Source organism: Gilliamella sp. Gris3-2 (genome assembly GCF_001690345.1).
Lineage (GTDB): Bacteria > Pseudomonadota > Gammaproteobacteria > Enterobacterales > Orbaceae > Gilliamella > Gilliamella bombi.
Genome location: NZ_LZHB01000049.1, coordinates 20,899 through 35,333, shown reverse-complemented (window position 1 = coordinate 35,333; position 14,435 = coordinate 20,899). Strand labels below are relative to the sequence as shown.

Below are 14,435 nucleotides of genomic sequence, written 5' to 3'. Positions count from 1 at the left end.
ATTAATATAAAGTTGTCTTTAATCATTGGGTATAAGTTATATCGGCAGGCTAAAATTAGCAGAATGAATTGAAGTAAAAGATTGGATAGGTAATTACTTAATTATTTTGCGATAAGCCTGCAAAGGTTAGTTAAATAAATCATAATCAATTCTCCTTTGCGGTTAATAATGGCGCGTATCATAATTATCTTTTTGCAAGATGTAAATAGTAGAATAAAAATTTTAGTACTTTTCTTGAAATAAAAATGGGAAAACAGCTTGTTCGTTTGTTGGTGCATAAAATCCATTTGAAATTATCTTTTCCTGTTAAAAGAGGCTGTTTAACAACCTCTTTTTTATTTTTGGAAATGACTAAGGCAATGCTATTTAATTACATAAAAGTTAACATCGCGAGTATTTCTGAGAGCATCAACGAATTGCCTCAATTCTTTTCTATAAGTTTTCTCAGGATCGTTTTCTTCTGTACATTTGTCTTCTGCACCATAGCTTTTAGCCATTGCATCATTTGATGCCAAATTGTCGTATGGTTTTGTAAAATCACTACCTTTTAATGTCATAAGATGATTCCAATCATTTAACAGGCCTTCCATATATTGGCGACCGGCTTCGCATTTTATGTTATTTAAGTCAATCTTAGGAATAACATATTGGCTTATCTCGCTGAACTTTTTAGGGTTGTAAGGGAAGCTAATGTCTTCTTGTTCATCTTCTTTTAAGAATTCAATAAAGTCGCTTTCACGATATAATTTTCTAAAACGTTGTTGATAAGATTGGTTTTTCTTTAATCTTAGGTCTTGGGTTATTTCTTCTGGGAAAGGTTGATCATAAGAATAATCCCAACGATATTGGCTGTGTTCAATAAATACATCATTGATTAATTTTGCTGGCATTTCTATTTCTTGCTCTTTACCATCAATAATGGCTGGGATGTTATTGATTTCTCTGTTTTCTCTTAAGATCTTTTCGTATTGTTCATCATTCAACTCAGACGTTGAATAGATGACAGTGTATAAATAATAGTTGCTTTGAGTTGGGTTAATAAAACCTGATTCTCCAAATTGAGCTGGTTTTACGACAAAATTGAAGTCGTCATTATTGTACGATAAGGTATGTTTGCCATATTCAAATGTATAATTAACACCTGATTTGGCCGGGATAGTTAGTTCTTTACCATCAATAGTGACTTTTATTTCGTTAGCAGTAGGATTGTCAATCCAACGGTCGATAGAGCTAGGTTCAGAACATCCAACAAGGATTAAACTGCAAATTAGCAGTAAAGAATATTTTATTTTTTTCATCATAATATTTTGTTATAAGTATAAAAAGTGAGTGAATTTTATCATGTTTGTAAAAAAAATTAAATGTAATCAAATAAAATTAGTGTTATAAATAGACCTGTTATTTATTAAAAATGCATTAGAAATAGAGAGGTTTTCATGAAATTAATAGTCGATAATATGAGTTGTCAACACTGTGTTAAAGCAATAACAAAAGCAATTAATGATATTGATCCAAATGCAAAAGTGACCGTTGATTTAACCAAACACGAGGTTGATATCGAAAATAGTTCTATTTCGCAAGAAGCTGCGATTACTGCTGTTAATGAGGCTGGTTATGAGTTTGTTAGGATTGTGTAATAACTACATCTATATTTGACGGCACTAGGCTATTTTGAAGCATCTTTTCTATTTTAATTTGTTGAAATTTCAAATTAAAACAGAACTAATAAAACTTTGTTTAAGGTATTGGCATATTTTGGGGAATGCTAGAATGCTTTTATCTGTTTATTAATAGGCTATTGTTATAAGGATATATTATGAAAGGTAAAATATTGAGTGTTACTGTGGCTATTATGGCTTGGTGTAGTGCAGTTTTTTTTGTTAATGCTTATCAGATTGATTGTCCACAAAAATTTAATATTAAAGAAGAAGTTGTAAATATGCCTGATGGGTGGGAAGTTTTTAATGATATAAATAGTAAGGAGGCATCCTTTTTTAGTATGATTGTTTATTACGATAAGCCTTCTAGAATGGCGGCTTTAAAACCAGCAAAAGGAACGGTTGATGGTAAGAAACATGAGTTAATATGGGAAGTTAATTATAAGACAGATGTTGAACCTTATTATGTTAGTTGTTCTTATAATGGAACTAGAGTTGAGTTGATAAAACAAATTGATTTATCAATGAAAAGTTGTTGGGCTGATTATTTTGAAGACGAGCAAGGAAAGCGAGGAACGCTCAGTTGTAGTACGAGTGAAGCAAAAGATCTGCATTAGTTGCGTATGGGATTTGTTGTTATATGCAATAGTTAGTAACGTAAATCCCATTAATATTTTGAACAATTACCACCAGCGGTAAAAATGATGCGTTGGTCCAATTCCTTTCCCTATATTTAAATCATCGGCATGGCTAATTGCGCCTTGTAGATAATTTTTTGCTTGGGCGACTGCTTCTTCTAAATTATTTTTAGGTAATAATGCTGCAATAGCTGCTGATAATGTGCACCCCGTTCCGTGAGTATTTTTAGTTTGGATGCGTGGAAAGGTCATTCTTATTATATTATTGTGTGTGATCAAATAATCAGGGCTTTCATTGCTAGGCAAATGTCCTCCTTTCATTAATACCGCTTTACAGCCTAACTTGAGTAATTCACGCCCTTGCTTTTGCATTTCATCTTCGGTTTTAGCTTCATCACAATCGAGTAGCGCTGCTGCTTCTGGTAGATTGGGAGTAATAATTGTGGCTAAGGGTAATAAAAGCTCACGAATAGCTGTTACGGCATCAGACTTTAAAAGGGGATGTCCACTTTTAGCAACCATTACAGTATCTAACACGATAGTAGGAATAGGGTTTGTTTTAAGAAGGTGGTGAACGGTTGCAACTATTTCTTTATTCATTAGCATACCCATTTTTACGCTATCAATTTGAATATCTTGATAAAGTGTATTAAATTGGGCTTCAATAAATTCGGGCGATATAGCTAATACCGCATCAACTCCTTGCGTGCTTTGTGCTGTTAGGGCAGTGATAACTGACATACCATATGCACCAAGTGCAGAAAAAGTTTTTAGATCGGCTTGAATACCTGCACCACCGCTAGGATCAGATCCTGCAATGGTTAATGCAATTGTTGTCATGATAGTATTTCCTATTTAACTTGTTTGATTTTGTTGATAAGCGATAATGTTGCTTGTTGAATATCTTTTTTGCCACAAATAGCCGAAACTACAGCAACCCCGTCAATGCCCGTTTGAATAATATTAGTTATATTGTTTTCATCAATACCACCAATGGCAACAGCTGGGCACTGTTTTAGTTTGACTAATTCAGTTAATTGTTCTGTTCCTATTGCTACCGTTGCATTTTTTTTGGTTATGGTTGGGAAGATAGGCCCTATGCCAATATAATTAACCTGCTGCCAAGGAACTGCTTTAAGTTGTTGTTGGTTAGTTACCGAAAGACCTAACCATTTATCTTTGCCGATAAGTTGTCGAGCTACATCAACAGGCAAATCACTTTGTCCAATATGGACACCATCGGCATCAACCGCTAAAGCAATATCTACATGATCATTTATAAATAGTGGAACAGAGGTGTCGTTTAATGCTTCTTTTAATGCTAAGGCAGCGTAGTACCAATCTTTACCGCTAAACTCACGTTCAGATCTTAACTGTATTGCAGTCACACCATTTGAAACAGCAATCTTTGTGGTGTTTACCATGCCATTAATGCCACCGCATAATAATGGATCAAGGACTAAATAGAGGGTTAAATCCAGTCGTTTTTTCATTTGATTTCCTTATTAAAGCGATGGGTTAAATGTTGAGAGTTGATCTAATAGTGATATCGAGAAAGTTCCTAATCCTTGTTGTTTATTAGCTAGCTCACCAGCTTTTTTCATCATAAAACATGCACAGGCAGTGGCTGATAATGGGTCAGGAGAATTAGCTATGAAAGCCGCTACCATTGCAGATAATGAACATCCTGTACCTGTTACTTTTGTTAAAGCAATATCACCTCCAGTTATACTATATGTGCTGTTTCCGTTAGTTATGTAGTCAACATCGCCCGTCATTGCGACAATAGTTTGATATTTTTGCGCAAGCTCTTGGGCAGCGTTTAAAGCTGATTGAGTTGTGTCTTGACCGTCGGGTCCTTTTGAGAAAGATTTTTGACCATTTAGTGCTAATATTTCTGAAGCATTACCTCGTATTACTGCGGGATTAAATGATAATAATTGATGTGCAATTTCAGTTCGATAATTAAGTGCTGCTCCTACAGCAACAGGATCGAGTACCCATGGGGTTTGTGTTTGCTGTGCCTTGGCGGCCGCTAATAGCATACTTTGGGCTGTGTTGCTGTGAATAGTGCCAATATTAATCAGTAAGCTATCGGCAATGTTGACAAATTCAGCAACTTCTTGTTCGGCAATTACCATTGCTGGAGATGCACCAATAGCAAGTAGTACATTGGCGGTAAAGTTTTGGACTACATCATTAGTAATGCAATGCACTAGTGGGCGGTGTTGTTTTATATAATTGATAAAAGGAGCGGTTTGGGTAATTTGGAATGATTTGGCTGCTGACATATTTCTTCCTTTCTTACTGATTTATTAATTTATAAATGTCGGGAAGAATTTGCCAATTTAAGGCTTTTATGGCTTAGACTTCCCTACGCTGGTATAATCCAGATCAGGTTCAACGGGTGAAATCTCAGTTTTTTGTTTAGACAAAAAACACCCCGAGTCAAAATGATTTTTTTATTATGAACTGATTATCTATTTTTAACAAGCTATTGTAATAATCTTTCAATATCAGTAATTGCTTTTCTATCTGGTAAGAAGATGATTAGATGATCATTGTCTTCAATGGTTAAATCAGTATTAACGATAATAACATCTTCTCCACGCACTACAGCTCCAATGGTTGCACCCGATGGGAGTTTTAGGCCATTAATATTTTTGCCAACCAGTCTTGATGTTTCACCATTACCATTGGCAATAATTTCGACAATTTCGGATTCTCCTTGTCTTAATGAAACAACTTTAACAACCCCAGTTTGTCTAACATGGCTTAATAGCTCAGATATTGTGGCGTGTTGTGGGGAAATCGCAATATCAATCACACTATCATTAATTAGTTCAAGGTAGGCTTGGCGTTGAATTAATACAATTACTTTTTTCGCTCCCATTCTTTTGGCTAACATGGAGGACATGATGTTGGATTCATCATCACTGGTAACAGCGATAAATAGATCAGTAAGTTCAACTTGTTCTTGTGAGAGCAATTCTTGATCCGATGATTCCCCATGTAATACTGTTGTATTAACAAGTTGCTCGGCAATTAATTCTGCTCGTTCGGCATTTCGCTCAATTAATTTGACTTGATAGTTATTTTCTAAACGTTTTGCTAGAGCGACAGCGACACCACCACCGCCACTGATAATTATTCGTTTATATGGTTTTTCTAACCTTTGTAACTCACTGGTCACCGCTTTGATATTAACGGGGGGAGTTATAAAGTAGACCATATCGCCCGCTTCTATAAGTGTTGAACCAAGCGGTCGGATAAAACGGTTTTTGCGGTAAATAGCTACTACTCGAGCTTCAACATGTGGTAAATGTTCTTTGAGTTCTGATAATTCACTACCTACTAAAGCACCGCCATAATAAGCGGTAACGGCAACCAAACAGACACGATTGTCGTAAAAGGATGCAAATTGTAGCGAACCAGGATATTGTACTAATTGACTAATATGGTTGGTGATAAGGTTTTCTGGAGCAATGATATGATTGATATTAATACAATCTTTATTGAAAAGAGGGTAGTTTTCGTTATTGTATTCAGGTGATCTAATGCGTGCAACTTTTTGTGGAATATTGAACATGACATGCCCAATTTGGCAGGCCATCATGTTGACTTCATCAGAGTTAGTTACAGCAACAAGCATATCAGCTGATTCAGCACCAGCACTTTCTAAAACTTGTGGGTATGATGATTTTCCGCAAATCACCTGTAAATCAAAACGTTCTTGTAGTGATTGTAATTTATCATAATTTTCATCAATCACCGTGACATCATTTTGTTTTTCTGTAACAAGATATTCTGCAAGCGCACTACCTGTTTGTCCTGCACCAAGAATAATAATCTTCATAACTAACCTGTATATTTAAATGGCTTTAATTGTTACCCATTTTCCTTGTATATTAAAGCCATTGCATACTGTTTTATTTTTAGTAACAATCAGTTATTAATTTTTCAATTATACAAAACCGATTGCATCATAAACTTTTTTCAAAGTTGGTGCGGCTTTTGAGCGTGCTTTTTCTGCCCCTTCTTGCATTATTGAAATTAGATAACTTTCATCATCTCGATACTGATGATACTTCGCTTGAAGTGTAGTTAGCATATCAATGACTTGTGTTGCTACTTCGGTTTTAAGGTGGCCATACATTTTGCCTTCGAACTCTTTTTCAAGTTCGCTGATAGGCTTACCTGTCACGCCAGTTAAAATGTCAAGTAGGTTTGAAACACCAGCTTTATTTTTTAGATCGTAACGTACCACAGGTGGCTCATCTGAATCGGTCATTGCACGTTTTATTTTTTTCTCGATATCTTTTGGATTTTCGAGTAAACCAATTACGTTATTGCGATTTTCGTCTGATTTAGACATTTTTTTAGTGGGTTCTTGTAGTGACATGACGCGAGCACCCACTTTCGAAATAAAGGGCTCAGGAATAGTAAATATGTCACCGTAAAGCGCATTAAATCGCATAGCAATGTCGCGTGATAGTTCAAGATGTTGTTTTTGGTCGTCACCTACTGGTACTAAGTTTGCTTGATAGAGCAAAATATCCGCAGCCATCAGTACTGGGTAATCAAACAATCCCGCATTGATGTTTTCAGAATGACGAGATGATTTATCTTTAAATTGAGTCATACGGCTAAGTTCACCAAAGTAGGTGTAACAGTTTAATGCCCAGCCGAGTTCTGCATGCGCAGGCACTTGTGATTGTACAAAAATGGTACTTTTTTGCGGATCAATACCACAAGCTAAATATAGAGCGAGTGTGTCTAATGTGGCTTTACGTAATTTGTTCGGATCTTGGCGTACGGTAATTGCATGTTGATTGACGATACAATAAATGCAATCATATTCATCTTGCAGAGCCACCCAATTTTTTAAAGCACCTAAGTAGTTGCCAAGTGTTAGTTCTCCTGATGGCTGAGCGCCACTAAATACAATCGGTTTGCTCATAATTTATTCCTAATCTATGCTAATTATTTTTTTGCCTTAGCTTTTGGCTGAGGTAATAATGTTAATATGTCTTTAAAATCGTCAAATAAGAAATCAGGGTTGCTAGTGGCAATCGATATGCCATAGTTATAACCATAGCTTAATGCAACAGTTGGGCAGTTAGCATTTTGGGCTGCAGTAATATCATTTTTTGAATCACCAACAAAAAGTAACTGATCACAGAATAATCCAAATTTAGCCATTACTTGGTATAAAGGGGCAGGGTGTGGTTTTAATTTGATCACATCCCCTCCACCAAGCACTAATGAAAAGTACTCTTTTATACCTAAAGAAGTCAGCAAAGCAGGCAAAAACTGTGCCGGTTTATTGGTTACTAATGCTAGTGGATAATTATTATCGTGAAGTACTTTTAAGGTCTTTTTAACATTGGGAAACAGTTTTGTTTCTGCATCGATGACTTTATCATAGTGTTGATTAAATAGATCTTTAGCTTTGGCAAATAGTTCTGTTGATGGATCGACTTCAATTGCTTTGAATACTCGTTCTAGCATAATATCAATACCATTGCCTACAAAGTTTTTGATTTTCTCGTTGCTGATTGTAGGTAGATTCAAGTCTGCTAACATATTTTGTGTTGCTAATGCTAGTCCTGGTACGCTGTCAACTAATGTACCATCTAAATCAAAAGCTACTGCTTGAATATTTTCTAGTTTATTCATGTTCAACTCCTGCTAATTCTTTACGCATGGCGTCAATAACTGTTTTATAATCGGGTTGGCTAAATATAGCTGAACCAGCAACAAACATATCGGCACCAGCTCTAGCTATTTCGGCAATATTGTCAATTTTTACGCCGCCATCAATTTCTAAACGAATATTGCGTCCAGATTCAATAATGCGCTGTTTAGCTTGTTGTAATTTCTTAATTGTTGAAGGTATAAAAGATTGACCTCCAAAACCTGGGTTAACACTCATTAATAAAATAATATCAATTTTATCCATGACGTAATCTAAATAATCAAGCGGTGTAGCTGGATTAAATACAATACCAGCTGTGCAGCCATGATCTTTAATTAACTGTAATGAACGATCCAAATGGACAGTAGCTTCTGGATGAATAGATATATTGGTTGCCCCAGCTTTGGCAAATGAGGTAATTATCTCTTCAACAGGTGATACCATCAAATGCACATCAATGGGAGCATTAATACCATAGTTTCGTAAAGCTTTACAAAACATTGCTCCCATTGTGAGATTAGGTACAAAATGGTTGTCCATGACATCAAAATGTATTACATCAGCTCCTGCATCTAGCACTTTTTGTGTATCTTCACCAAGGCGAGCGAAATCAGCTGATAATATTGATGGAGCAATAATGTATTCTTTCATAACTTACCTCTAATAACTCGCTTTATATTTAGCTATCTAAGACTTTTTGTATAATGCTAGAATCTCGTCAATTTTTTTTCTTCCTTTACCGGCACAGCTAATTGATCGTCTCATTTCTGTTCGATAAAGTTCGCTTGCATTATTATAAAGGTTCATTGTGTAATCAGTATAATGATTAGACACAAGCACGGGTATGTTTTTTTTATACGCCATAGTTTCAGCTAATTCTGACAAGTTTTTGTGCTCTTCAAATCCAAATATATTTGAGTAATAAGCCGTAAATCCAGCTGATTCATTTGGGGGTATATAGGGGGGATCACAATAAATTACTGAATTTTTTGCCGCTTTCTTCATTACTTCGTGGTAAGGTGCGCAAAAAAATTGTGCTCTTTGAGCTTTTTCTGCAAAAAAGTAAAGTTCTTTTTCAGGAAAATAAATTGTCTTATAGCGTCCAAATGGTACGTTAAATAGTCCATTGTTGTTATAACGACATAAGCCGTTATAACAATGTCGATTTAAATAGACAAATAAAAGCGATCTGATGTACTGATCTTTACTTCCATTAAATACATCACGCAGTTGATAAAACGCATCTGGGTGATTGTTTTGAGCAACAAATAGTAATCTAAGGTCACGGATAAATTGATCTGGACTTGATTTTAATAATGTAAATAATGAAATTAAGTCATGGTTGATATCCGCTAAGATATAACTTTTATAGTTAGTATTTAAAAAAACAGAACCAGCTCCAACAAAAGGTTCTATTAGCTGATCGCCCTCTGGTAGATACCGTTTAATTGTGTCCACAAGCTCATATTTTCCTCCAGCCCATTTTAAAAAGGCTCGTTGCTTCTTCAACGGATACTCCTATTTGTCGTTGATCGGATAAATAAACGATATCCTTGGTTATTTTGCTACTTTTTCTTTATTAATCATTGCACCAGATTTAACCCATGGTTTGTCTTTCTGTAGTGCATTTGGCAAAGACTTGATTGCTTTATGTGCCTCATCTACTGATGAATAGTTGCCTTTTATTAAAATAAACATTGAACCAGATTTATGTTTGGTTTCATAAATATGGTAATCTGTTATATCGTTTTGTTTTACAAATTTTTTTAGACCTTCAAGTGATTTAGAGGCACTAAGCTGGATGACATACTGATCATTTTTTATCTTAATATTTTTCCCTAAATCATTATTTTCAGTTTTACGATTAACAGAGTTCGATGTGTTTTTTTTCGTATTAATTTTATTTGATTTAACCATACCATTAAATGTTGCCGCAGAATGATGATTTGCTTTAGAATCTCCATTTGAGTCATTTATTGATAGGTTTAAGCCATCACTTGTATCTGAAAAGGATTCAAGTTGCTGTTGTTGTGTATTAAATTTATTTAATGTACTGTTTGATGTATCTGTCACCAGTTCATTACTTTTAGGTTGATTTCCACCAATTCCAACACTATTTTGTTCATCAGTGATTGTATTATTGTTTTCTTCTGTTGAAGCCACTCCATTAACCACAGGTGGTGTTAATGGTGTTCCTTCTTTTTTACGAGAAGAATTAAAAATAATCAAACCAAGCAATAAAAGAATAATAATTGCTGAACCAAAAATAATTAATTTTTTCTTTGGAAGATCTTGAAGAAAACTAAGTAATCTGAATGAATGCGCAGAATCCTTATTGGGTTGTTCTGATATATAACGGTCATCTTTATCTACACGCATACTTACTCCTTAACCTATCAAAAGATTTATTACTTAATGATTAGCTATTATTTCTAAAATACACGACTTAAATTTGCTCTATTTTATCAATAATATAATTAGCAACACCTTTGGCGCTTTGTTCATCGGTTTTAATTGTAATATCAGCAATCTCTTCGTAAAGCGGTTCGCGCTCTCCAGCTAGCTCTTCGTAAAGCTCACGTGGTGTGTTGCTTCCTTGTAGTAATGGGCGGCGTTTATCTTTTTGTGTTCTTGCCATCTGTTTTTCAATGGTTGTTTCAAGATAGACAACGATTCCTCGAGCGGATAATCTATTTCGTGTCTCTTTAGATAAGACTGAACCCCCACCAGTTGCAAGAACTACACCTTGTTTTTCAGTCAATTCGTTAATGACTTTTTCTTCTCTGGCTCGGAATCCCTCTTCTCCTTCTAGGTCAAAAATCCATGCAATATCGGCTCCAGTACGTTTTTCAATCTCTTGATCTGAGTCAAAAAAATCCATGCCTAACTGTTGTGCAATTTGTCGGCCTATAGTGCTTTTTCCTGCCCCCATTGGGCCAATTAGAAAGATATTTCGCTTTTCTGCCATTGTTGTTTCATCATCTGTTAATTTTGGTTAAAATATACAACACAATGTCAACTTGCTTTGATTTATATGATCATTCGCTTTATCATTGTGTAACTTTTCTTGGATCTCCGTCTAACGACAAAAATTTAGGTCGGTAATTATCTCAATAGATAGTACCTTTTGGCAATAGGTATTTACCAATACTTTTAGCTAATACCAGCTTGATGCAAATCATGGATGTTTAAAACCCCTACTAATTCATTGTTGTTATTAACAACCGGAGCGGCAGTAATATTATGATCAGTAAATAATTTTAGTGCTTCGACAGCCTTCCAACTTTCAGGAATGCGATGTCCCAAGCTGGTCATAACGTCCATAATGTTATCTTGTAATGTACCATTTTTTAATAATAAGCGACGTAAATCACCATCGGTAAATACACCAACTATTTTATTATTATCTTGGCAGATTGCAACTAGCCCTACTCCTGTACGGCTTAATTCTAGCATGGCATCAAATACGGTTGCAGTTTGTGGTATTTTAGGAATACGATCACCTGTTCGCATTACATCTTTGACATGATTGAGTAATTTAGCCCCTAAACTACCTGCAGGGTGGGAGCGTGCAAAATCTTCTTCTTTAAAGCCTCGTGCTCGCATTACTGCAATTGCTAGCGCATCCCCCATTAATAATGTATTAGTTGAACTAGAGGTTGGCGCAAGTCCCATAGGACAAGCTTCTTTTTCAATTGAAATATCAAGAATTGCTTGGGCTGATTTAGCAAGTGGTGAATCCAACCCTCCAGTGATAGCAATAACAGGCACCTGCATTTCGGTAAGAATAGGTAAAATTAAATTAAATTCCTTAGCTCGACCCGAGTATGAAATTAATATAGCTACGTCGTTTTGAGTTATCATTCCTAAGTCGCCATGCAGGGCTTCCGATGGATGCATAAAAAAAGCAGGACTTCCTGTACTAGCTAACGAAGCGGCAATCTTTTTCCCTATATGCCCTGATTTTCCAATACCCGAAACAACGACTTTACCTTTGGCGGTTAAAATAAGTTTGCATGCGTTAACAAAATCTTTGCCTAATCTATCTGGTAATTTTTTTGCTTCGTATATCTCCAATTCAAGAAGCTCTCGACCATATTGTAATAATTTATCCATTTAATTAGCCTATTGAATAAAACGTGTTATCAGTATATTTATAATCGGAAATTAAGGACAAGGCGATTATAAAAGATGAACAGGTTTTAGTTTAACAATTAATGTTTAAATATTCAAAAAAGTATGCATTTTAGACTTAATATTTACTAATTACTTTTTAATAATCTAAAAACCTAGGGCAACTTTAATTCCTAGTGTAATTAAAATGCCTCCTAGTAATTTATCAATTATAAATTGAATTTTAAAGTAACGTCGTTGTACACTTTGCCTTTGAAAAATAAAGACGACAAAAGGCCACCAAAAAACACCTTCAATCCAAATAATAAACGCAACGATTAGCTTATCAAGTGTTGATGATTCTGCATTAAGCACTTGAGTAAAGGTAGCTAAAAAAAATAACGTTGCTTTAGGATTAAGTAAATTACATAAAAAACCTTGCATAAAGGCTGATTTTTCTGAAATTGGCTGCATGAGTTGTGGCTTACCAATATAGGTGGTATTTGGTTTTTGAGCGAGCAGTGCCTTTATGCCAAGCCATATTAAGTAAGTGGCACCCGCATAGCGTAAGGCGTTATAAAGAAGTGGAGTTGTGGTGATAAGTACTGCAATACCCGCAATACAATAGCTCATATGAACTAAGATGGCGATGATGACGCCTAGACAAGTGAGCAATGCTATCTTGCGGTTATAGCTTAAGCTATTTTTTAACACCAAAAAGAAATCAGGCCCAGGTGAGATCATACCTAAAAAGCTAATTGTAGAGACAAAAATTAATGTATCAAACGTCATTTTTCGTGCCTATTTAAATACTTGTGCTGAATTATTAAGCGTTGCAATATTAGATTTATTTTGTTCAATAAACTGTTTTTTATCAAAATTAGGTTCAGTTAAATAGTCAGTCAAAAATTTAGCGTTAGTTTTGACTTGGGCTCCATTTAAAATTAAACGAGGTAAGTCAATCTGATAAATAGTTTGATCAGTGTTTTTTTGTAGATCTTGCGTATGTGCATTTGTTAATAAATAAAGTTTGCGTTCTTTTTCTGAAAGACGATTGATTGTTGGTGTGCCTGCTCCCATCATTAAATGATCTGGAAAAATATAAAATACAGTATCTTCTAATACACCTTCTTCTTTTAGATGTTGGATAAAAATTCCCAAATTATGATCTAGTGAAGCAGCAACGAAAGACATATTATCTGATTTTGGTGAAATAACCGATTTCATTCTTTCATCATCAAAACCATTTGGTGCATGAGTTGAAACAGTTGAAATAAATAAGGCAAAAGGTTTTTTTGTTTTGCGCATTTCAGTAATTTGTTTTTGCGCTACATCAAAAATGTCCTTGTCATACAGCCCAAAAGGTGCTGGTGGATATTGGCCGACATAGTTTTTTTCAGAAATGACTTGCATACCAAACAGTTCTGCTGTGTGACCAATACCAGCAAAATCAGGACTAGCCATTACATAACGGGTTTGATAGCCTGCTTGATTAAGTATATCGCCTAGGCTAACTAGATTGGTCTTGTTTGCGTGCATTAGTGGTGATGTTGTGTAGCCACCAATTAGAAAGGGCATGCCGGTCATATAAGTGTACATTGATGCGGTAGTCCATGAGCTTCCTGGACTCATGGGCATATTAGCAAAAAAGGTATAATCTTGGCGAAGTTTTTGTAAATTAGGGGTAATATCCTCAAAATCGAAAAAGCCTTGTTCAAATGATTCTAAAGATAAAACAATAATATTTTTACCTTGATGGCTAACAAGCTGATATTTATTGGTATAGTGAGTCATATTAAGTGATTGTAACGCCTGCTCAAATGGCTCACGAGGTGCGCTTGTAACTTGATAGATTTCGTATAAGCGACTGAATGGACCATTATTGTAACTGATGGATACTATTGCCACAAAGGCTAGTAACAGACGAAATACTAAATGACATTTACGTTTGCATAAATCTGCGAGTTTTGATAGCAAAAAAATAAGGGAAAAAAAGACAACGATAACTAAGACTGCTTGTAATTTAAAAATAAATAGCCCTTCGATTATGTCATTAATGTTTAAATTTACATAAAACTGATAATCAATAAAGCCACCACTAAAATAGATAGAAGTTAGCTCCATTACAATAAAGATCGTTAGTAAAGTTATGGTTAGCATTTGCCATTTTGTCTGTTTAAAGAGTGAGGCAAAAACAATTGTAATAATAAAAAGTGGCAAAACAATTAATGTCGATAATGGCATAAGATATTGTTACTCAATATATTCAAAAATCAATTTTGCCTAAGTATATACTTAATGGATAAAAAAATAAAAATATCGGTTGAT

At 35.0% G+C, this 14,435-nt stretch carries 16 protein-coding genes and 1 riboswitch; of the genes, 2 read left to right on the top strand and 14 right to left on the bottom strand.

The features are described from left to right. Positions 1-362: 362 nt before the first annotated feature. Positions 363-1,301, bottom strand: coding sequence for a hypothetical protein (locus A9G32_RS07215; protein ID WP_065589474.1), 939 nt, complete (start codon positions 1,299-1,301; stop codon positions 363-365). A 135-nt stretch (positions 1,302-1,436) separates the two neighbouring features. Here A9G32_RS07215 and A9G32_RS07210 point away from each other — a divergent pair, with 135 nt between their 5' ends. Together A9G32_RS07210 and A9G32_RS07205 are read left to right on the top strand one after the other, a co-directional pair. Beyond that, positions 1,437-1,637, top strand: a complete 201-nt coding sequence (locus tag A9G32_RS07210) for a heavy-metal-associated domain-containing protein (protein ID WP_034912296.1) — start codon at positions 1,437-1,439, stop codon at positions 1,635-1,637. Positions 1,638-1,816: 179 nt separating this feature from the next. After that, positions 1,817-2,275: an STY0301 family protein gene (locus tag A9G32_RS07205; RefSeq protein ID WP_065589475.1), complete on the top strand. Its 459-nt coding sequence runs from the start codon at positions 1,817-1,819 to the stop codon at positions 2,273-2,275. A gap of 66 nt (positions 2,276-2,341) precedes the next feature. On the opposite strand, the gene thiD is transcribed toward A9G32_RS07205, so the two are convergent. The 13 genes from thiD to A9G32_RS07140 form a co-directional block, all read right to left on the bottom strand. Continuing rightward, a complete protein-coding gene (thiD, locus tag A9G32_RS07200) occupies positions 2,342-3,136 on the bottom strand; it encodes a bifunctional hydroxymethylpyrimidine kinase/phosphomethylpyrimidine kinase (RefSeq protein ID WP_065589476.1) in 795 nt (264 codons plus the stop codon). An 11-nt stretch (positions 3,137-3,147) separates the two neighbouring features. Then, entirely contained in the window at positions 3,148-3,789 is a 642-nt protein-coding gene (gene thiE / locus A9G32_RS07195; protein ID WP_065589477.1) for a thiamine phosphate synthase, read from the bottom strand. A gap of 12 nt (positions 3,790-3,801) precedes the next feature. Further along, positions 3,802-4,587, bottom strand: a complete 786-nt coding sequence (gene thiM, locus A9G32_RS07190) for a hydroxyethylthiazole kinase (RefSeq protein WP_065589478.1) — start codon at positions 4,585-4,587, stop codon at positions 3,802-3,804. Between the two features lie 63 nt (positions 4,588-4,650). Continuing rightward, a riboswitch (TPP riboswitch) is annotated at positions 4,651-4,752 on the bottom strand. 38 nt (positions 4,753-4,790) lie between these two features. After that, positions 4,791-6,152, bottom strand: coding sequence for a Trk system potassium transporter TrkA (trkA, locus tag A9G32_RS07185; RefSeq protein WP_065589479.1), 1,362 nt, complete (start codon positions 6,150-6,152; stop codon positions 4,791-4,793). A gap of 108 nt (positions 6,153-6,260) precedes the next feature. Continuing rightward, positions 6,261-7,256, bottom strand: a complete 996-nt coding sequence (trpS, locus tag A9G32_RS07180; RefSeq protein ID WP_065589480.1) for a tryptophan--tRNA ligase — start codon at positions 7,254-7,256, stop codon at positions 6,261-6,263. A 23-nt stretch (positions 7,257-7,279) separates the two neighbouring features. Beyond that, positions 7,280-7,975 (bottom strand): phosphoglycolate phosphatase, encoded by a 696-nt coding sequence (locus tag A9G32_RS07175; RefSeq protein ID WP_065589481.1) that lies wholly within the window; start codon positions 7,973-7,975, stop codon positions 7,280-7,282. Beyond that, a complete protein-coding gene (gene rpe / locus A9G32_RS07170; protein WP_065589482.1) occupies positions 7,968-8,645 on the bottom strand; it encodes a ribulose-phosphate 3-epimerase in 678 nt (225 codons plus the stop codon). Before rpe ends, A9G32_RS07175 begins: the two co-directional genes overlap by 8 nt. A 36-nt stretch (positions 8,646-8,681) precedes the next feature. After that, positions 8,682-9,503, bottom strand: coding sequence for a Dam family site-specific DNA-(adenine-N6)-methyltransferase (locus A9G32_RS07165; protein WP_065589483.1), 822 nt, complete (start codon positions 9,501-9,503; stop codon positions 8,682-8,684). Positions 9,504-9,551: 48 nt separating this feature from the next. Next, positions 9,552-10,373 carry an SPOR domain-containing protein gene (locus A9G32_RS07160; protein ID WP_065589484.1) on the bottom strand — a complete coding sequence of 274 codons (822 nt, stop codon included), beginning with the start codon at positions 10,371-10,373 and terminating at the stop codon, positions 9,552-9,554. Between the two features lie 67 nt (positions 10,374-10,440). After that, positions 10,441-10,962 (bottom strand): shikimate kinase AroK, encoded by a 522-nt coding sequence (gene aroK, locus A9G32_RS07155; protein ID WP_034912252.1) that lies wholly within the window; start codon positions 10,960-10,962, stop codon positions 10,441-10,443. A 185-nt stretch (positions 10,963-11,147) separates the two neighbouring features. After that, a complete protein-coding gene (gene gutQ / locus A9G32_RS07150; RefSeq protein WP_065589485.1) occupies positions 11,148-12,110 on the bottom strand; it encodes an arabinose-5-phosphate isomerase GutQ in 963 nt (320 codons plus the stop codon). Positions 12,111-12,275: 165 nt separating this feature from the next. Then, positions 12,276-12,899 carry a LysE family translocator gene (locus A9G32_RS07145; RefSeq protein WP_065589486.1) on the bottom strand — a complete coding sequence of 208 codons (624 nt, stop codon included), beginning with the start codon at positions 12,897-12,899 and terminating at the stop codon, positions 12,276-12,278. A 9-nt stretch (positions 12,900-12,908) separates the two neighbouring features. Continuing rightward, on the bottom strand, positions 12,909-14,351 hold the full coding sequence (locus A9G32_RS07140) for an LTA synthase family protein (RefSeq protein WP_065589487.1): 1,443 nt from the start codon (positions 14,349-14,351) through the stop codon (positions 12,909-12,911). Between the last annotated feature and the right edge of the window lie 84 nt (positions 14,352-14,435).